The sequence below is a fragment of the Alistipes sp. genome, assembly GCF_048465635.1.
Lineage (GTDB): Bacteria > Bacteroidota > Bacteroidia > Bacteroidales > Rikenellaceae > Alistipes.
Genome location: NZ_DBFWLF010000019.1, coordinates 1 through 26132, shown reverse-complemented (window position 1 = coordinate 26132; position 26132 = coordinate 1). Strand labels below are relative to the sequence as shown.

Sequence of the window (26132 nt, the reverse complement as noted above, 5' to 3'; positions counted from 1 at the left end):
GATGAAACACCTGATCCGTATACTTTGCGCGGCCGCGGCGATCGCGGGCGTCTCGTGCATCGAGAACGACATCCCCTACCCCGAGGTCGAAATCTTTATCAATACGATGACGGGCGAAGGCTTCACGGCCGCCAGCGACGCTTCGACGCGCACGGTGGTGCTGACCCTCGACGAGGCGACCGACATCCAGCATGTCAAGATCATCGACGCGGCGCTGGGCGTCACGCCCCACGCCACGAGCCTCACGGCTGAGGAGCTTATCCCGCAGGTGCGCACCTCGCAGCCGCTGACCGGGGTGTTCGACCTGCGCACGCCGCTCTACACCACCCTGTCGCTCTATCAGGATTACGACTGGACGATCAGCGCCCGGCAGCAGATCGAGCGGATCTTCGCGGTCGACGGACAGGTCGGCGCAACCGAGATCGACCCCGAGACGCGGACCGTGACGGCCTATGTGGCCAAGGACGCCGACCTGAGTGAGGTCGTCGTCTCCTCGCTCAAGCTCGGCCCTTCGGGAATCACCGACTATTCGCCCACGCTGGAAGAACTTTCGGGCACGAGCTTCCAAACGGTGCGCTTCGTCGACGTGACCTGTCACAATCGCACGGAGCGGTGGATGCTCTACGTGAAGCATACCGACAAGAGCGTGCAGCTGGAGGGTGTCTATGCGTGGAGCAAGGTCATCTGGCTCTACGGCTCGGGCATTCAGGGCGTAACGTCCGGTTTCCGTTACCGGGCAGGCGAACAGAGCGAGTGGCACGAGGTGGAAAACGTGACCAGCGACGGGGGCAGCTTCACGGCGCACCTCGCGGCGGAACCGGAGACGCAATACACGATCATAGCCTACTGCGGCAGCGACGAGACCGAACCGGTCAGCGTCACGACCGACCCCGTGCAGGCGCTCGCCAACGGCAGTTTCGAGGAGTGGAGCACGAACAACGACGTGGTCTATCCCTATCTGGAGGGAGCCGCTCCCTACTGGAGCACGGGTAATCTGGGCGCGAAGATCGCCAACGCGACACTCACGGACAAGTGCGACCCGCGGCCGGGTTCGTCGGGCCGGTACGGGGCCTACCTCAAGTCGCAGTTCGCCAATTTGGTCGGACTGGGCAAGTTCGCGGCCGGCAACCTCTTCCTGGGCCACTACGTGCGCAACGAAGGGACCAACGGCGTGCTGACCTTCGGTCGCCCGTTCGCCCTGCGGCCTACCCGGCTGCGCATCTGGGCGAAATATCACCAAGGGATCATCGACAAGCTCAAATCGGTTCCTGTGGGTTCGGACATCAAGCTGGGCGACCCAGACAACGGACATATCTACATTGCGCTGGGCACGTGGACGGCGGCCGAATACGGCCGTGACAGCAAGGGCAACCTGGTCGGGACGGACGACTCGCCCATCTGCGTCGATACGCGCGACGTGGCGACCTTCTTCAAGCACGACAGTAAGGACGTGATCGCCTACGGCGAATACGTCTTCGACACCGACACGGATAAGGCGTTCCCGAACAGCCACCAGGACGGCTGGGTGATGATGGACATCAAGCTCGACTACCGGGTGAAGAACGTCGCGCCGACGCACATGATGATCGTCTGCACGGCCTCGCGCTGGGGCGACTACTTCACCGGCAGCACCAAGAGCGAAATGTGGGTCGATGATTTCGAACTGATCTACGACGAATAGCGCTCTTTCGGGGTGCGGACGAAGCGCCGGCCCTTTTAAAGAGTATAAGGACGCCGCCCTTTCCGGGGTGGCGTCCTTTCCTGTTGGGAGCTTCCGCGCGTACCCGGAAGGCGGAAACTCGCGTTGTCCGGCTGCGGGGTCGCGCCATCCGGCGCGAGCCGGACAACGCGGCAATGCCGATGGCATTGCACCTGACGTTCGGGTGAGTGCTTAATCCCACCGGAAACGACAAAAAACGGCCGCACTTGTGAGCTGCGTTGTTTTCGTAGTGGATAGGAGATTGACTGCGCTGCGCTTGTCTTCAAACCTTGCGACTCGGCAAATCCCGCAAGCGGACTCTGCCCTCGCTGCTCGGTTTGTCCGAACTCAGGGTTCTCATCCCCCGGAAACGACAAAAAACGGCCGCACTTATGTACAGCCGTTGCTTTCGTAGTGGATAGGGGATTCGAACCCCTATGTCGTGCGTGAGAGGCACGTATCCTAACCCTTAGATGAATCCACCGTTGAGTTTTGTGGTGCAAAGATAACGCCTTCTTTCGAATCTCCAAAATTTTCCGGTAAAATATCTGAAATTTTTTCTCCGCTTTACGCCTGAAAAGGCTTTTTGACTATCTTTACCGTACGCTAAACCTCCTTTTCCACGCATGAAAACCCTGAAATACGCCCTGCTGTTTGCCTTTGCGGCCTTTGCCGTCGCCGCCTGTTCGCGCAAACCCATCCAGCCCCAATTCGGGGCGAGCGACATCGATACGCTGATCGCCTCACCGGGCGGGGTCATGTGCCGGGTCGGCTACCGCTACGCACCGATCCTCAACGCATCCGCATCTCCCGCGCTGCAGGCCGTCGAAGAGGCCAATATCGGTTACTTCTTCGAGCTGGAAGGATTCACCGGTACGGCCCGGGAGGCTGCCGAAGCGACGCTGCGGGAGATTGCCGCCGAATTCGCCGAGGGCATTCCGGCCGGCTCCGTCGGAGCGGACTATGAAATTTCGGTAGAGGCGGAAGGCGGTGTCACCGACACGCTGATCACCTATACGATCACGCGCGCAAGCTACACGGGCGGTGCGCACGGCATCTACGGGATCGAATGCCACACCTACTCGCTGGAGAGCGGCTACGAACTGACGGCGGCCGACCTGCTGGGCGCGGAGCGGCTGCCGCGCGTGGGCGAGCGAATCCGCGCCCGGCTCTACGAGCAGTACGAAGCCGCCAACGACGAGGAGCTGACCGGAAAGGGATTCTTTCCGGAGAATATCGCCGTAACGGACAATTTCTGCGTAACGCCTGAGGGCGTCACCTTTATCTACAATCCCTACGAAATCGGCTGCTATGCCCTGGGGCTGGTCGAAGTGACGCTGACGAAAGAGGAGCTGGACGAACTTGGCAAACCCTGACGGGGAATCTTAGCGGCAGGCAGCAAAAAGAAAAAGGTCTGAGTCGTCACGACTAAGACCTTCTTTTTTGGCGGGGAACCACCCCCTCCAAAAACGAGGTTAAATCGGAGGTATTCGACCCGGCGGAGCGAGCACCGCTCCCCGAAGTCTTAGTAACGCAAATTGCGTTACAACCTGCCGATTTCCTCAACCAACCTAAAACTACTAACCTAAATGAACCTTAAAACTTCACTGCAAAGATAAGCGCCGTTTTTGATTTATGCAAATATTTTATGAATATATTAAATATATTTAACAATTTGGTAACGTTGCGCATTCGACCCGCTCCTCAAAACCCCTGATAACGAGGAACTGAGCCAAAAAACCGGCCAGGCACATGCATGCAAGAATGGTTCGACCGGAGCGGTCGCATGGACCGGACGGGCAGCATGGGAAGGGAGAGGGCAGGGAGAGTGGCGGCCGAACAGCAGACGGGCGGACAGGTGTCGGATCGGACTGAAGAGAGGCCCGGACGGCAGGCAGACGGGTAGCAACGGGCGGCAGATGATCGGACGCAGTGGATGGGTCGGACAGAACGGACAAGTGGACAGAGGCCCGGACGGGTGGCGGATCGAACGGGTCAAACGGTAAGGCAGGCCAGAGAGATTGAGGGAAGAGAGGTGGCGGATCGGACTGGAGGATGGACAAAGGCTCGTGCGGGAGGACAGATCGGGCGGGAGGCAACGCCCGAAAAAAGCATGAAAAAAGGAAACCGGAATCGGGACTTATCGTCCGTCTTCCTCAGTTTCCTCACCAACCTAAAACTACTAACCTAAATGAACCTAAAACTTCACTGCAAAGATAAGGCGAAAATCTGTTCCGTGCAAGTTTTTATTAAAATATTTTGCAAATTTCTTGAGAATATTTAATATACTCCTCATTTGCAGGCAATAGCCGAACCGCACGGAACACTTATCCGTCCGCAAGGGACGTCCAGGCCCGAAAACGACAAAATCAGGGCTGTGCGACGCAGTATTTCCCAAAACGGACATTTATATAAATAAGAAAAACGCTACATTTGCATCATTAACCCACCCAAAAACAACGTTTCCCCCACCCATCAAAATGACCGTATCCGTCATTATCCCCGTTTACAACGCCGAAAAGTACCTTTCGGAATGTATCGAAAGCGTACTCGGCCAAACCGTATCCGATTTCGAGTTGCTGCTCATCGACGACGGGTCGACCGATTCGTCGGGTACGCTGTGCGACCGCTATGCCGCGCGTGACGATCGCATCCGGGTCTTCCACCGCCCCAACGGCGGCGTGAGCACGGCCCGCAACCTCGGCCTGGACGAAGCCCGGGGCGACTTCGTGGTCTTCGTCGACGCCGACGACTGGCTGGATGAAGACCACCTGGAACAGTTCCTCCGAAGCGGCATCGGCGAAGAGGGCATCGTCTTCTCGAACTTCTTCCGCGAGCGGCCCGACGGCCGCGAGGGGCGTCCCGCGCCCATGCCCGACTTCGACGTGGAGAACAACCACGAAAACTGCATGAAGGCGATCGCCCAGCTGCTGCGCGCCCGCTGTTTCGGCTGGAGCTGGAACAAAATGTTCTCCCGCCGAACGATCGAGCGTTACTCGCTGCGCTTCGATCCGAACATCCACTACGCCGAGGACGAGATCTTCACGGCGCGCTACTGCACCTACGTAAGGCGGATCGTCTGCAACAGCCACGCCACCTACCACTACCGCTACGTGCAGAACAGTCTGCTGCACAAACCCAAAGACCCGCTGACCATCCTGCAGAACTGGCAGTACATCCGCCGTCAGTACGCCGATTTGGGCTACTACGACGAGGTGCTCTACATCACCGTGCGCACGCTCTTCTCGCGCGTGCGGCGCGAGCTGCGCAGCCACAAGGGGTGGAACACCGAGATTGCGAACACGCTGGCTCAGGGGATTCTGGACAACTGGAAGTACTACCGCCAATACTCGCAGGCGCGTTTCCGGCGCGGGTTTTACGACATGAAAGTGCTCTGCATCGGCTGGCTGGCCTGCGCGCCCAATTCACGCTTCTGGGCCAAGTTGGTCATCAAGGGGCTGCATCTCTAACCGAAGCCCGATACGACAAACGCCCGCATCCTTTTCGGATGCGGGCGTTTTTGCCTCAGCGCCGGAAGCGTTCGAGCAGCGGGTAGTAGTGCAGTTTGCGTCGCACCTTCCACTTGCGGACCAGATTGAGCGGCTTGCGCTTCAACCCCTCGCGGCCGCGGGCGAGGAAGTCGTCCACGGCGTCCAGCACCCGTTCCGAGCAGCGGCAGTCGCGGTGCGGCTCGTGGAAAAGCGTGTAGGCGCGCACCTCTTCCATCAGATCGGCCGGGCGCGAAATCGCCCGTTCGAGCGCCCCCTCCAACTCCTCGGTCCGCTGAATATCCAGCAGGAAAGGTCCCGGCTGCGTATTGCGGAACGTAACCACGGGCTTGTCGAGGAACATGAACTCGATGATGACCGTCGAGCTGTCGCATAGCATCACGTCGGCGCGCCGCATGGCCTCCAGATCGAACGTATTGCCCAGGAAGGTGGCATTGTCGTGCCGGGCGGCGATCCCCTCGTAGCGCCCCAGAATCTCCGGATCGGTGAGTTTGGGGTGGAACATGAAGATCCACTCCCAGTCGCGCGAGGCGACCAGCCGCTCGATCTCCTCCGCGAGGATCGGCGTGGAGGTGATTCCGCGCGTGAAAGTGGTCGAATAGAGGATCACAGGACGTTCGTTCTTCGGCAGGGTTTGCATCTCGGGGGAGAAATAGGTGTCCGCCTTGGGCCACCCCGTCTCATAGATGCGGAAATAACCCCGCTTGCGGGCCAGTTCGCGGAACATGCCCGTACTGCTGGGTCCCTGCGTGCAGTAGATGTCGAACCAGCCGCGGATGGTGAAGTGGTCGTCGATCTTGTCAGCCCGCTTGTTGTTGGCGTAGCCGTGGAAAAGCTGCACCTTGATTCCGGGGAAGAAGTCGTACATGGAGTTGCCGCAGGTGAACACCGCCACGGGATCGTACTCCAGCACCTCGCGCACCGTGCGCAGCTCCCGCTCGTCATCGCGGAGCAGACCGCGGACGGCGTCGTTGTCGAAGAACCACGCCGCTTCGCCGCCCCGTCGGCGGATCGCCTCCTGCAACGGACGCAGGATAGGAAAAGCGTAGGCCAGAGAGACCAGAAAAAGGTAACGCTGTTTCATATTCGGGTTAGTTTTGGGGGATGTACGCACGCCAGAAACCGATCCGGGCCGCCTTCAGCCAGCCGTGGCAGGCGAAGGGCAGCCGTCCGCCCGCAAGCGTCATGCAGCGGTCGGGGTGGTTGTCGAACGAGAAGGCGTTGGCCTCCTCCCGCGAGGGATAGCGGAAATGGGCCGGCTCGACGGCCCAGAAGACGTCCTCGTTGTAGATGTGGTGGTCGTGTCGCAGGTAGTACTCGATTCGTTCGCGGGCCTGCACGCAATAGTCGCGGAACGCGGCGACGCGGCGCAGCGAGAAGCCGCCGTTGCCGATACGGTGGTACAACCGCCGGTTGGGCGGAAAGAGGCGGCCGATAATCGGCAAGGCCCAGATGCCCCGGCGCCACCAGATTCCGCCTACGCAGTCGTACCCCTTCGCGCACCACGCCGCCAGCTCGTCGCGGAAGACCCACGCGTCGACGTGGCAGATAAGAATGTATTCGCAGTCGGAGAAACGGGCGTAGAACTTCTCCGAGAGCATCATGCGGTTGTATCCGGCGATGCCGCACTTCGTTCCGAGCCACTCGTCCGGAACCCGCATCACTTCGTATGAGGCATCGAGGGGGGGGGTTGCCTGCAGGAAACGCTCCATCGAGAAGCTCGCGGGCACGAGCAGCACGAGGGGATGGTTGCCGAGCACCTTCATGTTGTGCCTCAGTGACAGAGCCTCGTTGGCGGAGAGCCGCTCCTTATAGATCGGGATGATGACTTTGACGGGGTTCATGGGCGGGTTCCTTGCTGGATGTAACGTTGGGCCGCCTCGGCGACGCGCTGGCCGTCGAGCGCAGCGGAAATGATGCCTCCGGCATAGCCGGCCCCTTCGCCCGCGGGGAAAAGCCCCCGCGTTTCGGGGTGCATGAGCGTTTGGGCATCGCGCGGAATGCGCACGGGGGTCGACGTGCGCGATTCGACGCCCACCAATACGGCCTCGTCGGTGACGAATCCCCGCATCCTCCGCCCGAAGGTCGCAAGGCCCCGCCGCAGGGAGTCGGCGATGAACTGCGGCATCCACCGATCGAGCCGCGACGGGACGATTCCCGGGATGTAGGAGGTCGCCGGGAGGGTTCCGCTCGCCCGCCCGGCCACGAAGTCCGAGACGCGCTGCGCGGGGGCGATCTGATGCTCTCCGCCCCGCTCGCGGGCCAGCTCCTCGAACCGCCGCTGGAACTCCAGTCCGGCCAGCTCGCCGCATGCTCCGCGCAGGTGTTCGAAATCGGAGAGGCGCACCTCGGTCACCAGGCCCGAATTGGCCCAGGGAGAGGTGCGGCCGCTGGGCGACATGCCGTTGACCACCGATTGCGCGGCATCGGTCATGGCCGGGACGATGAAGCCGCCCGGACACATGCAGAACGAGTAGACCCCGCGGCCGTTCTCCTGGCTCACGAGCGAATAGGAGGCGGCCGGAAGGTATTCGCCCCGCTCGGCGCAATGGTACTGGATCGAATCGATCAGCGCCTGCGGGTGCTCGATCCTCACCCCCATGGCGAACGGTTTGGCTTCGACGCGCACGCCCCGCCGGTGGAGCAGTTCATAGATGTCGCGGGCCGAGTGGCCCGTCGCCAGCACCACGGCGGCCCCTTCGATCACCTCTTCGCCGCACCACACGCCGACCAGCCGGTCGCCGCGCAGGACCAGATCCGTGACCTTTTTCTCGAACAGGAACGTCCCGCCCGCGTCGCAGATGGTCCGGCGGATGCGGGAGATGATGTAGGGCAGCTTGTCGGTCCCGATATGGGGATGGGCCTCGTATAGGATTTCGGGCGTTGCGCCGTGGAACACGAGCGTTTGCAGCGCCTTGTGGTAATCGCCGCGCTTCTTGCTGCGCGTGAAGAGCTTGCCGTCGGAAAACGTGCCCGCACCTCCCTCACCGAACGCATAGTTGGAATCGGGATCGACCGCTCCGTTGCGGTTGATGCGCGCGATGTCGACCTTGCGGACCGCCACGTCGCGGCCCCGCTCCAGCACGACGGGGCGCAGCCCAAGCTCGATGAGCCGCAATGCCGCGAAAAGTCCCGCCGGACCCGAGCCGACGATGAGCACCTCCGTGCGGCCCGCCACGTCGGGATAGTCGAAAACGACGGGCTGCGGCTGCGGCTCCCGGTCGGCATAGACCTCCAGCGAAAGGTTGACCTTCGGCTGCCGCTGCCGCGCATCGACCGACCGCTTCACCACCCGGATCAGCGCGACATCTTCCTCCCTGACACCGAGCCGCCGGGCGGCCAGCGACGTGTAGAGTTTCGCATCGGCAGCCTGCCTGGGCGTGAGCGTGAGGGTGATAATCTGCGGCATGATCGGTGGTTATACGTCGACAAAAATACGTAAAAATGCCGGATTATGGCGCGGACGGGAACGGGATTTGTGTTTTTTTGCTTACCTTTGCGCGTAACGAGCGGATATGGTGTAATTGGTAGCCACGTCAGACTTAGGATCTGATGCCTTACGGCGTGGGGGTTCGAGTCCCTTTATCCGCACATTGGGAGCCTTTCGGAAGGCTCCCTTTTTGTTGCCCATTTCGGCGAAAAGGAGAGTGATCACTCCTAAAAAAACCGCAAGGGACATCATTACGGATAAAATTTCTATCTTTGTATATTATATTCGATCACCGATTGCCATGACAACCCAAAATTCGGTCTGAAAGAGCGCCGCAACATCCCCAAGCGGTTTAACGGTAAACTTTACGCAATCATCGAAACATAAGATTGGAATAAAATTTACTAATTATGGAAAATACAAATACTGGTTTAGTGTACATTCTCACCAATCCGAGTTTCCGTGAAGATTGGGTGAAAATTGGGAAGAGTTCGCGTCCCGTCGATGTTCGATCTAAAGAGTTGGACAATACGGCCGTACCTCTTCCTTTCGAAATTTTTGCCACGATGCAGACGGCGAAGTTCAATGAGGTTGAAAAGTTGGTTCACAAAACCATCGACCGCTTGACCGACCTGCGCATTCGGCAGAATCGGGAATTTTTCAACGTCCCGCCTCAAGTCGCATTGGACATATTTAAGGATATAGCAAGAACGATCGACGATGCGATCGTTACCGTGTTCGAGAATAACCTGCCGACTAACAAAGCGGATAGACTTCCCAGGCCAAGCGCGCAATGTGCCAGACGTGGTCGCTTCAAATTCAGCATGGTAGGAATCAATATCGGTGAGTACGTAACGTTCACACCGAGGAATATCAGCGTTAAGGTCGCCAGCGACGATACCGTCGAATATGAGGGACGTATTTATAAACTGTCTCCATTCGTCGGGACTTTCATGCCTGAAGAGCGACGCAATACATCGGGAGCTTATCAAGGAGCTAAATATTTCTCGTACAAAGGGAATATTCTGGAGGATTTGCGAAAGGCATCCGAACAGTGTGAAAACGAAGATAATAAGGCGCCTGATGAGATTGAACAATAAGTCGTTGAGAACACTGCAATAATAGCTCCATCCAGCGAATAGACAGTATTAAAAAGCAAGACATAAGGGACGTCCTGTTGACTATCGGCCGCTTTCTTTCTGATGATAGCGGCCGAATCATTTGAATCAGTCCGTGCAATAAACGTTGTAAAAGACACAGCCGAGAATTATCGGCGCGAAAACAGTCGCGGGATGCGGCTGCACATGGGTCTGGTACGCAAATTGTCGATCGAGTGCGAAAACGCAAGAACTATGAACCGTTTCTCTTCGCTGATCGAAAACTCGAAACAGGCCGTGCGCTACTGGTGGCTGCTGCTGATCGTCGGCATCGTACTGCTGGCCGTGGGCATCCTGATCTTCATCTTCCCCATGCAGAGCTACCTCGGAATGGCCGTGCTGTTCGGCTGGGTGATGCTCTTCGCGGGCGTGCTGGAGGTCGTGCTTTCCTCGGTCAACAAGCACTTCATCACGGGCCGCGGCTGGATGCTCGCCGGAGGCATCATCGAGATCGTCCTGGGCATCATCCTGATCTTCAACGTCGCGCTTTCGGCGGCCACGCTCCCCATCTTTTTGGGATTCTGGCTGATGCTGCGCGGGTTCAGCGCCATCGGACTTGGCGGCGACATGAACGCCATGGACATTCCCGGTTCGGGATGGACCATCTTCGCGGGCATTCTTCTGCTGCTGTGCGCCCTGTGGATTTTGTTCCAGCCGCTGGTATTCGGCACGGCGGCCGTGGTGGTCTGGGTCGGCATCTCGCTGCTCTTCGCGGGAATCGCGGCCTGCTCGCTGGCCATGCAGCTGCGACAGGCGCACCACTGCCTGGACAACAAGTAGGCTTCCGCCGCGGGTAAAGACCGCCCTTCGCGCAAGGCCGCAAAAAGAAACGGGACGCTTTCGAAGCGTCCCGTTTCTCGTGGCCAAAGGTATCCCCGCCCCCTACATGAAGTCCTCGCGGAACAATCCGTACTTGCGGATCAGACGCGAAATCTCGGGATCGAGATTGCCGCGGAACTTGAGGTTTTCGCGCAGCTCGGTCGAGCGCAGGAAGTAGTGCACGGCCTGCTCCTCGTCGCCCAGGCGGGAGGCCAGAATCGCCAGCATGTACTGGATGTCGGCCGTCGCGTCGGCATTAGGCTGTTCCTTGAGGATGCGGTAGGCGGCCGCATCGTACCCCAGCGACATGTAGGCCAGCGCCGTGTTGCGGTCCTCATAGGGGCGCAGGATGGTCAGCGCCTCCTCGTAACGCCGCTTCTTGAGCAGGTCGACGGCGTGCATGTACGAAGAGTCGATCTCCGTGGTGTAGACCGTATCCTGCTGCATGCCGCGACGGTGGAGGTTGAAGCGGAAGTCGACAGCGCGCATCTGCGGATAGAGCACGCGGCGCATATGATCGTAGGCCTTCGGATACTTGGCGCGAATCCGCCACTCCCGCGTGTCAGGATCGCCGTCCCACGACATCATGGCCAGTACCTCCTCTTTGTCGGGCATCTGCTGATCGGCCTCGACCAGTCGGCGCAGCTCGCCCCAGTCCTCGGCCAGGTGCTTCGTGCGCAGCAGGTTCGGGAGGTTGGGGAGCGTTTCGTCGTTGCCCTTGATGAGCACCTCGTGCCCCTCATCGTCGAGCGTCACGCTCGCAGCCACCCGCAGCGAATCGTACATCACCCGGAACTGCGACACCAGCACGCGGCGCAGCGCCTCGGCACGCTCCTGAGCCAACCGTTCGTTGACCTTCCAGGTTCCCTCGGGCGATGCGGTGGCGCGAAGAGTGATGCTGTCGATGATATAAACCGGGTCGGTCATCAGCGAGCGCGTCAGCTCCCGCACGGCGTACAGCTGGTTGCGGTTCTCGGTCAGCGTATCGACCAGTTCCGACTTTCCGGCGGGGAACGTGAAATAGAAGCGGGCGTTGGCCTCGGCGTCACGCAGCACGATGCGCTGCATGTAGCGGGGCTCGTCGTCGATGAAGTTGGTCATCGAGGCAACGCTGTAAATCAGCGTATCCGACTTCCCGAGCAGGTAGCGGCGGTCGTTGCGGTCGGTGACCGCACCCGCCAGGTAGAGGTAGAGGCGGGAGGTGTTCTCGTCGGCCTGAATCTGCTCGGTGTAGTGGTAGTCGATCTTCCCGTCGGGACGGCGGAGCACCGTATCGAGCCGCGCATCGGCGAAATAGGGATGGGGAACCAGCCGGGCAAAGGCGCGGCTGCTGTTCTCGTCCAGCTTGCGGTTGCGGTAGACCTTGCCCCAGCGGAGCATCTGCCCGCGCATAGCTGCGGTGTCGAGCGAGTTGTAATAAGCCAGGCGTTCGGCTGCTATCTCCTTCTGGATGCGGTAATTGGCCAGCACAGCGCTGTCCCCCGTCGCCCGGAGCAGTCCGTCGACCATCTTCCGGTTGCGGCCGGTATAGGCGGCGCGCTCGGCGGCCATGCGGCGCAAATCCTCGCTGCCGGCCGACGAAACTTCGCGGCGCACCGAACTGCGGTTGGAGGCCAGCGCGTGGAGGTAGTCCTCGCGCTGCTGGTCGGAGGGCAGCGGGTACTCTCCGTCGACGCGCGTGTAAACATCGCCGCCGGGGAGCACCTCGACGCCTTCATAACGGTAGCGGGGCGTAAAATAGTCGTTCAGGTGGTCGAACCGATCGCCCTCCCGGGGCGTATAGGTCACCCAACGCGCCACTTTCCGGTCCGTAGAGCGGACATAGCTGCGCATCAGGGCGTTCTGCCGGCGCTGCACGCGCGGCTTGACCCAGCCGGCCTGTTCGTCATACATCACCTCGCGGGGCGGCAGGTTCTCCAGCCGGTCGCAGATGATGCCGTATTCACCGCGCTTGTCCTCGACATAGCGCATGTAACGCAGGTAGGCGCGCCGGTTGCCGAAGCGGCTGAAGTAGTCGGCGCTGTCGACGATGCGGCTGCGGTAACGGCCGTAACGCGCATATTCGCGCTGCTGCATGTCACGGAAACGGTCGCCGCTGTAAACCAGCGGATCGAGCTGCATCGTATCCGCCCCCTTCTGCAGCAGCGGGTCGAGCACCAGCTGCCAGTTGCGGCGCTGGAACGTCTCGGGAACCGTCACCACGAACTCCACGTTGATCTTGCCGTTGCGCTCGACCAGGTTGCGGCGGTTCGATGCCGAGATGACCACCTCGTCGATGGCCACCGACATGATCTTCTCGCCCGTCACCGAGTCGACGTCGACCGGCGTGAGGGTCAGCTCCGTGCCGTCCTGTTTGCGGTAGGTGATGATCTTCATCGAGCGGGCCGTATCGGGCGCCTGGGGAGGCTGATAACCCGAACCGGCATGGGCCGGCTGGTAAAGCCCCACCTCGGGTTCGCTCTTCGTGAGCTTGCGCAGATGGCTGCACCCGCCCGCGAGACTTGCCGCGACAAGTCCCGTCGCAGCGTATAGTATCCATCGTTGTTTCATCGCTGGGCCCCGGTTTTATTTACGACCGGTATCGACCGCTCCGTTCACATCCACCGTAAAAACACGCCGCTCGTCACCCGGCGAGGTCTGTATCTGCCGCAGCACGAGGGTCGCATCGGCCATCCACGGCTCGTAGGGAACCGACATCCGGTAGCGGATCGTCTGTTCGACCTTCTTGCCCGCGTCGACCACCGCATAAGGCTGACGCTCCGCCCAGAAATCGCCCGAGAGCAGGCGGCGGCGCTCCATCATATGCTTCTGATAGCGGCCATTGATCAGCACGTGCGGAAAGAGTTTGACCGAACGGCGGTCGGCCGTGCTCAGTTCGGGGATGATCGTCCAGCTCTGCGAGCGGGTCACGGCCCTGCGGCCCACGCGGATTTCCAGCTCCAGCTCCAGCATGCCGCCGCGTTCGCGCAGCACCTTGCGCGTCACGTCCACGTCGCCTACGATCTGCGCGCGGAGCGAAACCGCCGCAAAAAGGAAAATAAGAAGTAAGCAATATTTTTTCATAGGTCGACCGGATTATTTTTTGGCATTGAAAAGGTAGATGAACGAAAGCCCTACATGCGTGGGACCTAAATAGTTGCGCGAACGGGTGGAGGTGTAGTTCCCGTTCAGATCGTAGCAGTCGTACTTCGTGCGGGCATACCCGACGCCTAGCGAAGCCTCCAGATTCCAGTGGGGGCTGATGTAGAACTGGTAGCCGTAGGTGAGACCCAGGCCGACGGCCCACCCCTTGTAGTGGTGGCTCCGGAAAGAGGAGAAGAGGTTGAACGGGAGTTTGAAGCCCCCGAGCTTATACTGCCCCGCGATCATGTGCGCGCCGAGGAAGCTGCGCGTGAACTTGCCGGTGAACCAGTAACGGATCTCCGGCTGGACGAACCAGTGCTGGATCATGGCGTGATCGTTCACCGTCCAGGGATTGTAATTGGCAGAGACACTCACCGTGTAGTGGTCGCTCAGCGCCACCTCGACCCCGATGTTGGGCGTGGTGGTCGCCCAGTAGAGCAGATTGGTTTTTACGGCCACCTGCTGCGCGGAAACGCCCCACCAGCTGCAAAGAGCGGCAAGAAGCGTCAGAAAGAATTTTCTGTTCATGATAACAATCGTTTGCACAACGCGTCCGGACAAGACAAAGCGGAATTTTAATCGACAGTACGGACAATTTTTGCGACAAAAATCGCCACAAAACGGCAAAAAGAGAGTATCATATATTACACGCCAGTTGGCTGAACGAACGCCGAAGCGGGCATCTTTCCTCGGTCGGACACCCCTGCGGGAGGGGACATTTTGCCGATTGGTCAAAAAAACCTACCTTTCGTGGTCAAAAACACCGGATTCATGATTAAACTGTTACTGATCGCTTTCCTGGCGGTTACGTTCACCGCCTGCGGCGGTCCCGCCAAACGGGCCGAAAATAACGCAGAAAGAGCGGAAATGTGTGGTGGCTACACCGATCAGCGTACCCCGACCGAGCAGGAAAAGGCGCTTCTGCGCACAGTGACTGCCATCCAGGACAGCGTGCGCTACACCCCCGAAAGCGTTGCGACACAGGTCGTGGCGGGAACCAACTACCGGTTCGTCTGCCGCGAAACGACCGTCGGAACGGATGCGGCGCGGCAGGTGGCCGTCACCGTCTATCAGCCGCTGCCCGGACAGGGCGAGGCGCGGATCACCGCCATCGAGCCGTTGTAAGCCGTCCTCCGGATCGAGCCGCTGCAAACCGCCGAGGGGGGGGGCACCCGAACCGCACCGCATCAATCCTCCGGCAGATCATCGGATCGAGCCATTGTAAGCCGTCCTCCGGATCGAGCCGCTGCAAACCGCCGAGGGAGGGACACTCCGACCGGCCCGCATCGACCGCCCGGCAGATCGCCGGAATCAACCGTGCAAACCGACCGGGGAATCACTCGGATCGGGCCGCAGTAAGCTGACCGAGCGCCTTTTGCAGGTACTCCTGCAAGACCAGGGCGTGATTTCGCGTCGTCTGTTTCGACGCATAGAGCAATGTCACGGTCCTTTCCCGGGAGATATCCTCCACGAACCGTCCGACGGCGTCCGACGCCCGGAGCTGCGCCAGATAGCGGCGGCGAAACTCCTCCCAGCGCGCTTCGGGATCGGCATGGAACCAGCGGCGCAAATCGTCGGAAGGGGTGATCTCTTTCGCCCAAATGTCGTAGCGGAGCGTGTCCTTACGTAAGCCGCGCGGCCAGAGCCGGTCGACCAGGATGCGGCAGCCGTCGTCCGGCGAGGCGGGTTCGTAAACCCGCTTGATGCGAATTTGCGTCATGGAAGCCTTTTCCTCCGCAGGGGACAAAAAACGGACCGGGAACGGACGGGCGGAGCGGAAGAGACGTCCGGGCCGTCGCTCTCCGATACGCACAAAAAAATGAAGGGAGCCTCCCCAGGCTCCCTTCCCCATCAAAAATTAACCCTTAAAAATTATCCCCTTTTCGGAAGACCTCCGAGAGGTAATGATGCAGGTAAAACAGATCCGCATCTTCTTGTATCACCTCCCGCATCAGTAAGTCTTCGTCCTCGGAGATGCCGTTGTCCGAAACTTCGTTTTTGTCCATATCCTCCATAGGCGCGGTTTTTAGTTGTTCATCTGGAAAGATAACGCACCGCTCCGGGGAATATTGCGCAAAAAATCAGCTCAGCACCATATTTTTTTCCTTGATCATCTTCCTTAGGTTGATCAGCGCGTAACGCATGCGCCCCAACGCCGTATTGATGCTCACATCGGTCTGCTCGGCGATATCCTTGAAGCTCAGCCCCGAGAAATAACGCATCATCACCACTTCGCGCTGCTCGTCGGGCAGCAGGTCGACCAGCCCGCGCACGTCGCGTTCGATCTGGTCGCAGACCATCGCGTCCTCGACGGTCCTCTCCGCAAAACGCAGCGAACCCAGCACGTCGTAGCCCGCCTCGGCCTCGGTGACCGCCTTGTTCTGGCGCTGGGCGCGGAAGTGGTCGATCACCTGGTTGTGCGCGATGCGCAGCACCCACGAAAGGAATTTTCCGTTATCGGTGTAACGCCCCTCGTCGATCACCCGAACGGCCTTGATGAAGGTCTCCTGAAAGATGTCCTCCGCCAGGTCGCGGTCCTTGACCATCATATTGATATAGTCGCGCACGCGGCGACTGTGACGTTCTATGAGCTTGGATATCGCATTCCGGTCACCTGAGAGGTAATGATTAAGCAATACCTGGTCACTTAACTGTACGTTCATACTCTTAGTCTGTTAGTTTAAGAGTAGAATTTTTTCCCGATAGGCAATCCGTTAAAAAGGTTTTCAAAAATGCTCCTCCGGCTGGCCGTTCCGACCGCAATTCCGGCAGATATTACGTGGGCAAGATAAATACTTTTTTCGGAATTTCCAAATTTCTTTCTACTCCTCCGGTGTGCGCCGGGCTGTTTATTTCCGGTCGCAACCATGCAAAAATCGTACCGCAGAAAGGGTTGCGCGACGGTTCCGGGGCCGAAGACACCAACCTTCTGACCGGTGAAACGCCCGGATCGGCGGGTGAATCGTCCGACCGCTGCGGCGCAAGCGGCGCAGGAAGCGTCATTTTGGAAAGGCCGCGGCCCGGATCACTGCGCGCGGAGCGGTTCGACATGGATGGCGATCATCGTCCCGTCGCCGAAGCGGTCGCGCAGGCGGCGTTCCATCTGCTCGGTGATTTCGTGCGAACGGGCGACGCTCATCGCCCCATCCATGCGCACATGCACCTCGACGGCGATCGAAGCGCCGATGCGGCGCGTACGCAGGTTATGGGGGTCGTGCACCTCGGGATCGAGCGCGACGAGCCGGAGTATCTCCCGCTCCAGATCGGGCGGCAGCGAACGCTCCATCAGCTCGTCGAGTCCCGTCCGGATCAGGTCGAAGGCGATCTTGAAGATGAAGACGGCAACCACCAGCGCCGCAATGGGGTCCGCGATGCGCCACTTCTCGCCCAGGAAATAGGCACAGCCGATACCGACCAGCGTTCCCAGCGAAGAGAGCGCGTCGCTGCGGTGATGCCAGGCGTTGGCCACCACGCTCGGGCTGCCGATCCGCCGCCCCTCGCGCACCGTATAGCGGTAAAGCAGCTCCTTGGCGACGATCGAGACCACGGCGGCCGCGAGCGCGACGGCTCCGGGCCGCGGCAGTATGCCGCCGTCGACCACCGTGCGGATGCCACGGATGCTGCTCACAAGGATGCCCGCGCCGACCGCCGCCAGCGCCAGGCTCACCAGAATCGTGGCCAGCGTCTCGTATTTCCCGTGGCCGTAGTCGTGCCCCTCGTCCTTGGGTTTGGCCGAGAGCTTGGCGAAGGCGGCCACCACCACGTCGGTCGCCAGATCGGAGAACGAGTGCACCGCGTCGGCGACCATCGCGCCGCTTCGGCCCGCAAGGCCCGCGGCGAGTTTTCCCGCCGCCAGCACGAGGTTAACGGCGAACCCGACGAACGTAACCCGGTAGATGGCTTTCAGCCGATGTGCGTCCATACGAAAAGGTTATTTAACTCCGGTCGGAAGTGGGAGGAACTCCGTTTACCCGATTCCGACCGCCTAATCCTCGCGGCGTACCGCCGCGTTTACAAATCTGACCCTCCCCTAAATCCCCTCCTCGGAGGGGACTTACCTCCCGCCTGCGGCGGAAAGGGTGCTGACGAAGGTTACATTATATTTCAATAACCATAACTTTCACCTCTGAAACCAGCGGGCCGCAGCCAGATTTGTAAATTTTCTCCTGTCCGGCTTTGCGGTTCTCGAAGCCGCGCGGATTATCCTGTTTCCGGCTGTCAAGCCGTACTGACCACCATCCTTGTTTTCGACCTTTAGGTCGGCGGGCCGCAGCCTCGGCTGGCGGAGGCCCGCACATGCAGTCCTCCGCAGGCTGCGTCTCAAAATCGAGGTCCCTGGCAACACGCCTTAATTTATTAATAAGCAAAGCGACAAGCTTGCACTTTCATCGCGCACTTCTGGAAACGGCGGGACTTGCGGTTGGCCGACGCCGAGCGCCCGCAACAGGCGTGCGATATGCGTTAGCTTTCGTGCCCGTTCAGCGAGAAGGAGGACGCCCGCCGTTTTCTGCGTGCGCCTCTCTTTCGCCCTTTCTTTCAAAGAAAGGGCAAGAACGTCCGGCTCAAAGAGCCGCGCGGGCCGCAGCCTCCCGGCGCGGAGGCCCGCGTACCGCTTGCTCTCCGCAGGCTGCTGCCTGAATCAGGACGGAAACATCTCCCAAGAATAGCCCCACATTCGCACGTCCCTCCGCAGGTTGCGTCCGCGGGAAACATTCACCCGCAGGCCGCCGCCCGAACAAACCTACAAATAGGGGCTGCAAAGCGCGTGCACTCCGCAGGCAGCAGCCCTCCCGTTCCACGGGAAAGTAATCTGCCGCGGCACGGACCAGCCGGTCCTTATCTCACCGTTCCGGGTTGCGAGCCGACCGCTTTTCGGCAAACCGCCGCTTCCCCGCTCCCGCTAAGCTGCGAACGGCCCGCCTTTGGGCGAGCCGTCCGTTGCAAACTTAATAGCTTCGGGCGAAGAGCACCCGGCGATGCGACGGCTTGCCGGAGAAGACGCACGTCCCCTCCTCGTCGGGCGCATCGAACGGGATGCAGCGGATGGTCGCCTTGGTGGCGTCCTTAATGGCCACCTCGGTCTCGACCGTGCCGTCCCAGTGCGCCAGCACGAAGCCGCCCTTCTCGTCGAGCACGCGGCGGAACTCGTCCCACGTATCGACCCGCGTAATCATCGAGTCGCGGAAAGCGAGCGCCTTGCGGAAGATATTTTCCTGGATTTCGGTCATCAGCGACTCGATCCGCCCGACCAGCCCCTCCTGCGGGACGCTCTGTTTCTCGAGCGTGTCGCGGCGGACCAGTTCGATCGTGCCGTTCTCCAGATCGCGGGGACCCATCGCCAGCCGCACCGGAACGCCCTTCAACTCATATTCGGCGAACTTGAAGCCCGAGCGAACGTTGTCGCGGTCGTCGATCTTGACGGAGATGCCCTTTTCGCGCAGCCCGGCGGCAATCGCCTCGAAGCGGGTGCGAATCTCGGCAAGCTGCTCCTCGCCCTTGTAGATGGGGATCATCACCACCTGGATCGGGGCCAGTTTCGGCGGCAGCACCAGGCCGTTGTTGTCCGAGTGAGCCATGATCAGCGCGCCCATCAGGCGGGTCGAAACGCCCCACGAGGTAGCCCAGACGTATTCCAGCTTACCCTCCTTGTTGACGTACTGCACGTCGAACGCCTTGGCGAAATTCTGTCCCAGGAAGTGCGACGTCCCGCTCTGCAATGCCTTGCCGTCCTGCATCAGCGCCTCGATGGTCAGCGTGTCCTCGGCTCCGGCGAAGCGCTCGTTGGGCGACTTGTGCCCCACGATCACCGGCACGGACATCCACTGCTCGGCGAACTGCTGGTAGACGCGGATCATCCGCTCGGCCTCCTCGATGGCCTCCTCGCGCGTGGCGTGAGCCGTGTGGCCCTCCTGCCAGAGGAACTCGGCCGTGCGCAGGAACAGACGCGTACGCATCTCCCACCGCACCACGTTGGCCCACTGGTTGCAAAGGATCGGCAGGTCGCGGTACGACTGGATCCAGTTTTTATAGGTGTTCCAGATGATCGTCTCCGAAGTGGGGCGCACGATCAGCTCCTCCTCCAGCTTGGCATCGGGGTCCACGACCACCCCCTTGCCCTCGGGGTCGTTCTTCAGACGGTAGTGCGTCACCACGGCGCACTCCTTGGCGAAGCCCTCCACATGGTGGGCCTCCTTCGAGAAGAACGACTTGGGGATGAACAGCGGGAAGTAAGCGTTCTGGTGGCCCGTATCCTTGAACATTTTGTCAAGTGCGGCCTGCATCTTCTCCCAGATGGCGTAGCCGTAGGGTTTGATGACCATACAGCCGCGGACGGCCGAGTTTTCCGCCAGCCCGGCCTTCACGACTAGGTCGTTGTACCACTGCGAGTAGTTCTCGTCCGACTTGGTGAGGTCTTTAAGTTCCTTTGCCATGTATCGTTTGGTTTTATGCTTTCGTTTCGGACTGCAAATATAATAAAAAAAACAAAGGTCCGTCGCAAAACGGACCTTATATTCATATTGAACCGGCGTCAGAAGTGGAACCCGAGCGTCATGGTGATGAAGTGACGCGTGAGCGAGGTTTGGTAAAGGTCGCTGGCGGCGGTGAACGTCTCCGTCGCGCGGTCGAAACTGTAAAACAGCCGGTACTGGCTCTGGCTCTCGCTGAGATATTGGTAGGCCACGTCGAGCGACACGCTGCGCGACAGGCTGACGCCCGCGCCGGCGGTGACGTAGTAGCTGGTCGTCGTCTGCGGGAACTCGTAGGCCAGCGATTCGTCGCGCAGCATCGACGAGGTGTAGCCGCCGCCCAGCCGCAGGGCGAAGATCGGCAGGGGTTTGACCTCGACGCCGACCCTCACGGCGTTCGTGCCGCAGAAGTTCTGCTTGAAGTCGGCCTTGTAGTCGTTCTTGGTCAGGTCCAGCCCCGCAGGGGTATTCTTCACGCGGATGCCGTTGTACCAGTCGCGTTCGTAATCGAGCGAAACGATGGCGAAATTGCCGAAGGTGTACGACGCACCGAACATCAGCCGCGAGGGCGAGACGAACTCCCAGCCGTCGGAGCCTTCGTCGTACTGCGTGGGCGACTCCCAGCGGTCCTCCAGCGGAGCATCCCCCTCGTTGGAGAGGAGCAGGTAGTCCATCCCCGCCCGGTAGGAGCGGTCGAGCGAGTAGAAGGTCGGCGTATGGAACGCCACGCCCAGCCGCAGGCCGTCGACGGGACGCACGATCACGCCCAGCTTGAAGTTCACGCCGCTGCCGTCGACCACCACGCGCTGCCAGAGGTCGGAATATTCCAGCTGCGCCGGACGCATCGCGCCCTCCTTGTCGGTAGCGATGCCGTTCGGATTGTCGAAATAGCCGTAATCCTCGCCGTAGACGAAATCCGAGCGTTTGTGCACGCTCTGAATACCGAGCGACGCACCCACGTAGACGATATTGTTGATATTGGCTCCGAACGAGAGATCGAACTCGTTGATCGATCCCGAGTTGATGACGTCGACCGAACGCAGGATCGAGGCGTTGTGCCCGATGGCGTCGCGCTCCCACATGCGGGTCGCAGGATCGTTGTCCCGCTCGGCGACATGGATCATCGCCGTCTTATACCCCAGCACGGCGGGCCAGAAGTAGGGATCGCGGAAAGCCAGCGGTCCGTTCGGCCCCCCATCCTCATTGCGATCGGGGAAGATCGGTCCCCCGTTCTGCCCGCGCTCGAACATGCCGATATATACATCGCCGATGCTCGGCACGGCACGCCCCGACTGCGGGTCGTAGCGCGTCTCGGAGGAGTAGGAGTAACGCGTGTTGAAGTCGGCCATGCGGTTCAGCCCGAGGCCGATCGTCACGCTCGTCAGCGAGCCCGTGGCGCTCTGGTAGACGTTCAGCGCCGCACCCACGTTGGAGAGCGCAAAGCGGTTCTTGGAGTTGTCTGCCCACGCGCCCGTCCCCGGCGTTTCGGCCCGGGAGAGCGACACGAGCGGCGTGACGGAAAATTCGCTGCGGCGGTACATGCCCAGCCCGGCGGGGTTGAGCGACATGGAGGTCATGTCCGCGCCCAGCGACACGAACGCCCCGCCCATGCCCATGGCGCGCGCCGTACCGAAGTTCTGGGGCCGCGCAAGCTCCGAAAAATCCCACGCCAGCATCGCATCGTGGTTCAGCGCCAGGCCGCCGAACCGCAGGTCGGCCGGATTGGCCTGCTGCGCGCCGGCGGGCAGCGCCGCCAGACAGGCCGCAGACAGAATGATCGCTATCCGTTTCATGCTTTTTTGCTTTTAAGTTCGACTAACGTCCCCGGTTGTAGCTGCCGCCACCTCCACCACGACTGCCGCCGCTGTAACCGCTGCCTCCGCTGAAGCCGCCGCCGCTGTTATAGCTGCTGCCGCGGCCGCTGTTGTAACTCTCGCTGCGCCCGCTGTTGTAACTGTCGTTGCGGTTGCTGTTGTAGCTGTCATTGCGGTTGTAACTGTCGTTGCGGTTGCCGTTGAAGTTGTTCCGGTTGCTGTTGTAACTGTTGCCCCGGCCGCTGTTGTAACTGCTCCCGCGACCGCTGTTATAGCTGCCGCCCCGGTTGTTGTAACTGCCTCCCCGGCTGTTGTAGCCGGTTCCGCGGCCGCTATTATAGCTGCTGCCCCGGCCGCTGTTGTAACTGCTTCCGCCCCGGTAGCTGCCTCCGCGGTAGCTGTTGCCCCGGTAACCGCCGCTGTTGTAGCTGTCCAACCGATAGTTGTGCGGACGACGGTAGGCCCAACCGTGGTTCCACCACGGATTGTAGTACCACGGGTCGTACCAGCCGCCGTACCAGGGATTGTAACCGATGCCCCAGTTCCAGCCGCCCCAGCCGTAGCGCGGGTAACCCCACCAGTAGGAGGGTCCGACGCTCCAGCCGAAGTTCCAGCCGCCCGGGTAGACCGTACCGCCCCACGTGCCGAACATGGAGGTGATGTATTTGGGTTCCACCCACACCTCGTCGCCCGAAATAACGATGTTGTAGAATGCGGGATCGTAGGCCGAAACATAATTGAATGCGTTGCCGTAGCGGAAATTGAAGTAGCTCGACGGCATCTTGTACGTCGGCGACTCGAACCCGCGGAGCCGGCGTGCATAGGCGCTCTCGTAGGTGTCGGCCAGTACGCCCCCGTAGGAATCCGTCCCCTCGAAATCGACCGAACCGTTCTGCGCGGCATTGGCCCTCGCCTCGGCTACCATCGCCTCCCACTGGGCACGGCGTGAGTCGGCCTCGGCCTTCTTGGCCTCGGCTTCCGCCTGCTGTTTGCGTGCGATCTGCGCCTTGTCGTGCAAGGCATATAAATCGTCGCCCGCATACCCCGCCGACGAATAGTACGCCGACGAACAGCCCGAAGAGGCCGCTGCGAGCAGGACGACACCCCAAATTATCCCTGACTTTTTCATAGCATATAGGATGTTTGCGTTAGTTCCCTTGGTTATAAAACGAAAATCGTACCGTGTTTATTATCGTTTACCCAATAAACGGGCCAGCCCGGATATTACTGCATGCGGGCGCAGGGAAAGAGTGCTTCCGCACCGGCAGCCCCCTTACCGACAAAGGGAGGAACCCTCATCGACAAAGGTACGAATATTCCGATAAGGCGCAAGACGCCCGCCGAAAATAGTTTTTGCCGTCGGAAGCGATTTTTTCCTCCCGAAAATGCGGGAAAATAAAAATTATGTCTATATTTGCAGTCCCAAAACAACCGTTTCCACGGTTGCGAAAGGAAGACCGGGCCTACCGGACGCTGCAAGAGGGGGGGGGCAAGAGATTGCCTGCGCACGATGCAGCAGCATGGAAGGCCGAACATCGGGAGAGATGCCGGAGTGGTCGATCGGGCCGCACTCGAAATGCGGTGTACGGGTAACTGTACCGGGGGTTCGAATCCCTCTCTCTCCGCAAAAGCACAACGAACCAAACATTAAAACCCTGCAAACCAACAATTTGCGGGTTTTGTGTTTATAGGCAGCAGCAGGAAAAAGAGGTTCGGAGCGTGTTGGTAGTTACTTATTCGGTGTACCTGATCGGAAGCCGGAAAAGTACACCGAATTTGCTGCAATCCTTTATTTGTCACCATTTTACATCGTTTGACACTCGACCGTAAGACGCTTGGGAAAATAACTTTGTAACCCTTATTCGGTGTACTTATGGAAAGATCATCATTTAGCCTGCTGTTTTACATCCGCAGAAACAAACTCAACAAACGGGTGGTTCGTCCTTGCTGCAAGCAGCGAAGAGGCACAGCATCGCACTGAAAAGAAATAGCTTCTTCATAACGGTTTAATTTAGGTTAATGATGGGTTATTTACTACTTATAAGGTAGTTCGGTGGTTAATCGACCAATATAGGCGGATGGTGTTTGTAGGGAATTTTGTCTGGGTGCGTAAATCGGTCAACGGTAGCGGCAGAAGTAGGCCGACCGACGTCGCTATCCTTTTCGAGGAATTTTTCGAAAGTAAAACCCTCTCCCGAAAGTTCGAGAATGCGTTTGACGATCAATTCGCGGCTGATCGCATTGAAGTATTTCTGAGATGAAAGCATCATACTATAATACTCCGAGTGCCATATTCCGTGACTGTATCCATGCCCTCCTTCGTGTACTCCTACATATGGAAAACGCGGATGTCCGATCAGATGCGACCAAAATACTTCCGTGGGATTATTCGTAATTGAAACATTCAGGAATCGTCCTCTACTTTGATACTCTCTTAATTTGCTTTTTTCAGCTTCTGGGATTGTACTATTGTATCCAGGATCGGGCATTATGTATTCATCATCCAGTGTTCCGAATCCATGTCCTACCGCTTCGTGTACAAGTGTATTACCCCAAATTGGTCGGCAACCGTACCAACCACCGATAAATGCGTAATTCGTGCCCGTTTGGTAAACGTAGGTCGATCCTCCCCTTAATCCATTGACAATTGCTGCTATTACCGGAGTGTCAGGGTTAGGCTTCCTGTAATTCTTGACGGTATTCAGCGGATTGTTGATTCTTCCATCAGCAAGATACGATCCTAATGCCGTTTCGCTGTCGTAGCGGTTGCCGATAAAAGCATCCCGGGACACGGCATAAACCATATACATATTGAAATACTCCCGGTAGGATTTCGTGGGTTCGAGCGCGAAGAACGACTCCATGGCAAACTCCATCACCTGCCGGTAGTAGCCCGTTTCGATATCCACGTCGGTAAACGCATCGCCGACCAGCACGATATCGATCCCCTTGCCGCGCGTAGCGGTCTGGAGCGTTTCGTACTGCTTATCCTTCGAGTAGTCGGTGCTCCGGTAGGTGCTCCAGCCAAATGTATTTTGGAAAAAACGATCCAGAAAGTCGCTATGCTGAAACGGCCGTGCGACCAGATCGAACAGATACCCTTCCTCCGGCAGGTTCAGCATGGAGCAGTACTGACCCGTGAAGATATCTTCCAGCAACTTGCCGTCCCCATCCACCAGCAGGTAGCTGGGGTAGGGATATGCGGGCAGGATGGTCCGGCGGCCCTGCGCGTCGGCATAGTCCGTTACCACGGGCCACGCCAGCGGATGCCCGGCCAGGTAGCTTCGTGCCGCCTCGGCATACTGCTCCCCCTCGGGCGTAATCGCCACCACAGCGAAGCCCTGCGCCTTGAACAGCGTATGGAACCTCCGCACGGTGGTCTGCATAAACTCCGTGCTCTTGGGCTGCGTAGGGTCCCACGAGAGGAGCATGGTGAGCTTGTTGGCCGCAGTTACTTCGCGGATACTCCGCTGCGAGTTATCCCTTAGGTCGGTGAACGTAAAGTCGGGCAGGTGGATATCCTTGTCGTATTCGATGCCTGGCTGGTTATCCCGGCTCTGACGGATCACCCCGAGCGCAAGGCGGTCCCAGTCGGGGTAATCCTGCACAACGACGGTTATATCTCCATGCAGGTAGTTGTCGTTCAGGTTCAGTTCTACCGTTCGGCCGTTCACGAACATTGGTTTCCACTGAATAGGGATAGCGGCACCATGAAGCAGATTGGAGGATAAATCCACACGTGTGAGGTTGCCCAGTTTGTACCAGTACATCGGCATCTCCCCGAACAGCTTGTTGTGCGAAAGATCGATCGACACCAATTCCGGCACGAAGTCGCTGAGCATATCCATGCGCTCTACGTCGTCTTCCAGTGCGTTCCAGCTCAGATCGAGGTGTTGCAGGCGGGTCAGTCGGGCGATCCGCTCCGAGATCGTGCCCGAGAGGTTGTTGTGCGACAGGCTGAGTGCCACCACATGCCCTTCGTCGTCGGTCTCGACGCCATACCACTCGCCAAGCGGCTTGTCCGTACACCAATTCTCGTTGTGTGTCCAGCCTCCGCCGCCCGCAGCTTCGTAGATCGCCCGCAAGGCGCCCCGCTCGGGGTCGGGGTCCTCCC

The 26132-nt window shown here is 59.5% G+C and carries 20 protein-coding genes and 3 tRNA genes; 8 read left to right on the top strand and 15 right to left on the bottom strand.

What is annotated here, in order from left to right; genetic code table 11:
• Position 1: 1 nt before the first annotated feature.
• Positions 2-1681 carry a PCMD domain-containing protein gene (locus tag ACMO9O_RS07550; protein ID WP_418983246.1) on the top strand — a complete coding sequence of 560 codons (1680 nt, stop codon included), beginning with the start codon at positions 2-4 and terminating at the stop codon, positions 1679-1681.
• A gap of 430 nt (positions 1682-2111) precedes the next feature.
• On the opposite strand, the gene ACMO9O_RS07545 is transcribed toward ACMO9O_RS07550, so the two are convergent.
• Positions 2112-2183 (bottom strand) — tRNA-Glu (locus ACMO9O_RS07545).
• 142 nt (positions 2184-2325) lie between these two features.
• On the opposite strand from ACMO9O_RS07545, the gene ACMO9O_RS07540 reads away from it, so the two are divergent.
• Complete coding sequence (locus ACMO9O_RS07540; protein WP_418983245.1) at positions 2326-3075, top strand: RsiV family protein; 750 nt, start codon at positions 2326-2328, stop codon at positions 3073-3075.
• Positions 3076-4179: 1104 nt separating this feature from the next.
• The gene (locus ACMO9O_RS07535; RefSeq protein WP_418983243.1) at positions 4180-5169 is read left to right on the top strand and encodes a glycosyltransferase family 2 protein; all 990 of its coding nucleotides are present in this window, start codon (positions 4180-4182) and stop codon (positions 5167-5169) included.
• Positions 5170-5224: 55 nt separating this feature from the next.
• On the opposite strand, the gene ACMO9O_RS07530 is transcribed toward ACMO9O_RS07535, so the two are convergent.
• From ACMO9O_RS07530 to ACMO9O_RS07520, 3 genes are read right to left on the bottom strand one after another with little or no spacing between them, the layout of a single operon-like run.
• A complete protein-coding gene (locus ACMO9O_RS07530; RefSeq protein ID WP_418983241.1) occupies positions 5225-6292 on the bottom strand; it encodes a CDP-glycerol glycerophosphotransferase family protein in 1068 nt (355 codons plus the stop codon).
• A 7-nt stretch (positions 6293-6299) separates the two neighbouring features.
• Positions 6300-7052 carry a DUF5672 family protein gene (locus ACMO9O_RS07525; protein ID WP_418983240.1) on the bottom strand — a complete coding sequence of 251 codons (753 nt, stop codon included), beginning with the start codon at positions 7050-7052 and terminating at the stop codon, positions 6300-6302.
• Positions 7049-8617: an NAD(P)/FAD-dependent oxidoreductase gene (locus tag ACMO9O_RS07520; protein WP_418983239.1), complete on the bottom strand. Its 1569-nt coding sequence runs from the start codon at positions 8615-8617 to the stop codon at positions 7049-7051. The genes ACMO9O_RS07525 and ACMO9O_RS07520 overlap by 4 nt, the downstream gene beginning before the upstream one ends.
• Positions 8618-8717: 100 nt before the next feature.
• On the opposite strand from ACMO9O_RS07520, the gene ACMO9O_RS07515 reads away from it, so the two are divergent.
• From ACMO9O_RS07515 to ACMO9O_RS07505, 3 genes are all read left to right on the top strand, one after another.
• A tRNA-Leu gene (locus ACMO9O_RS07515) sits at positions 8718-8799 on the top strand.
• Between the two features lie 249 nt (positions 8800-9048).
• On the top strand, positions 9049-9738 hold the full coding sequence (locus ACMO9O_RS07510; RefSeq protein WP_418983237.1) for a GIY-YIG nuclease family protein: 690 nt from the start codon (positions 9049-9051) through the stop codon (positions 9736-9738).
• A gap of 252 nt (positions 9739-9990) precedes the next feature.
• Complete coding sequence (locus ACMO9O_RS07505; protein WP_418983236.1) at positions 9991-10575, top strand: HdeD family acid-resistance protein; 585 nt, start codon at positions 9991-9993, stop codon at positions 10573-10575.
• A gap of 102 nt (positions 10576-10677) precedes the next feature.
• On the opposite strand, the gene ACMO9O_RS07500 is transcribed toward ACMO9O_RS07505, so the two are convergent.
• The 3 genes from ACMO9O_RS07500 to ACMO9O_RS07490 are packed head-to-tail and all read right to left on the bottom strand — an operon-like array spanning position 10678 to position 14265.
• A complete protein-coding gene (locus tag ACMO9O_RS07500; protein ID WP_418983235.1) occupies positions 10678-13164 on the bottom strand; it encodes a tetratricopeptide repeat protein in 2487 nt (828 codons plus the stop codon).
• A gap of 15 nt (positions 13165-13179) precedes the next feature.
• A complete protein-coding gene (locus tag ACMO9O_RS07495; RefSeq protein ID WP_418983233.1) occupies positions 13180-13677 on the bottom strand; it encodes a DUF3868 domain-containing protein in 498 nt (165 codons plus the stop codon).
• A 12-nt stretch (positions 13678-13689) separates the two neighbouring features.
• Positions 13690-14265, bottom strand: a complete 576-nt coding sequence (locus tag ACMO9O_RS07490) for a DUF3575 domain-containing protein (RefSeq protein WP_418983232.1) — start codon at positions 14263-14265, stop codon at positions 13690-13692.
• A gap of 243 nt (positions 14266-14508) precedes the next feature.
• On the opposite strand from ACMO9O_RS07490, the gene ACMO9O_RS07485 reads away from it, so the two are divergent.
• On the top strand, positions 14509-14862 hold the full coding sequence (locus ACMO9O_RS07485; RefSeq protein ID WP_418983230.1) for a hypothetical protein: 354 nt from the start codon (positions 14509-14511) through the stop codon (positions 14860-14862).
• 211 nt (positions 14863-15073) lie between these two features.
• On the opposite strand, the gene ACMO9O_RS07480 is transcribed toward ACMO9O_RS07485, so the two are convergent.
• From ACMO9O_RS07480 to ACMO9O_RS07450, 7 genes are all read right to left on the bottom strand, one after another.
• The gene (locus ACMO9O_RS07480) at positions 15074-15457 is read right to left on the bottom strand and encodes a DUF488 domain-containing protein (protein ID WP_418983229.1); all 384 of its coding nucleotides are present in this window, start codon (positions 15455-15457) and stop codon (positions 15074-15076) included.
• Positions 15458-15602: 145 nt separating this feature from the next.
• The gene (locus ACMO9O_RS07475; RefSeq protein WP_418983228.1) at positions 15603-15752 is read right to left on the bottom strand and encodes a hypothetical protein; all 150 of its coding nucleotides are present in this window, start codon (positions 15750-15752) and stop codon (positions 15603-15605) included.
• A 66-nt stretch (positions 15753-15818) separates the two neighbouring features.
• Positions 15819-16400, bottom strand: a complete 582-nt coding sequence (locus ACMO9O_RS07470; RefSeq protein WP_418983226.1) for an RNA polymerase sigma factor — start codon at positions 16398-16400, stop codon at positions 15819-15821.
• Positions 16401-16762: 362 nt separating this feature from the next.
• Positions 16763-17659: a cation diffusion facilitator family transporter gene (locus ACMO9O_RS07465; protein ID WP_418983224.1), complete on the bottom strand. Its 897-nt coding sequence runs from the start codon at positions 17657-17659 to the stop codon at positions 16763-16765.
• Positions 17660-18683: 1024 nt separating this feature from the next.
• A complete protein-coding gene (proS, locus tag ACMO9O_RS07460) occupies positions 18684-20168 on the bottom strand; it encodes a proline--tRNA ligase (RefSeq protein ID WP_418983223.1) in 1485 nt (494 codons plus the stop codon).
• A 98-nt stretch (positions 20169-20266) separates the two neighbouring features.
• Positions 20267-21997, bottom strand: a complete 1731-nt coding sequence (locus ACMO9O_RS07455; protein WP_418983222.1) for an OmpP1/FadL family transporter — start codon at positions 21995-21997, stop codon at positions 20267-20269.
• 22 nt (positions 21998-22019) lie between these two features.
• The gene (locus tag ACMO9O_RS07450) at positions 22020-23147 is read right to left on the bottom strand and encodes a hypothetical protein (RefSeq protein WP_418983221.1); all 1128 of its coding nucleotides are present in this window, start codon (positions 23145-23147) and stop codon (positions 22020-22022) included.
• Positions 23148-23556: 409 nt separating this feature from the next.
• On the opposite strand from ACMO9O_RS07450, the gene ACMO9O_RS07445 reads away from it, so the two are divergent.
• Positions 23557-23643, top strand: a tRNA-Ser gene (locus ACMO9O_RS07445).
• Positions 23644-24075: 432 nt separating this feature from the next.
• Here the strand turns inward: ACMO9O_RS07445 and ACMO9O_RS07440 are convergent.
• Positions 24076-26132 (bottom strand): M64 family metallopeptidase (locus tag ACMO9O_RS07440; protein WP_418983220.1); only part of this gene is annotated, 2057 nt, incomplete at its 5' end.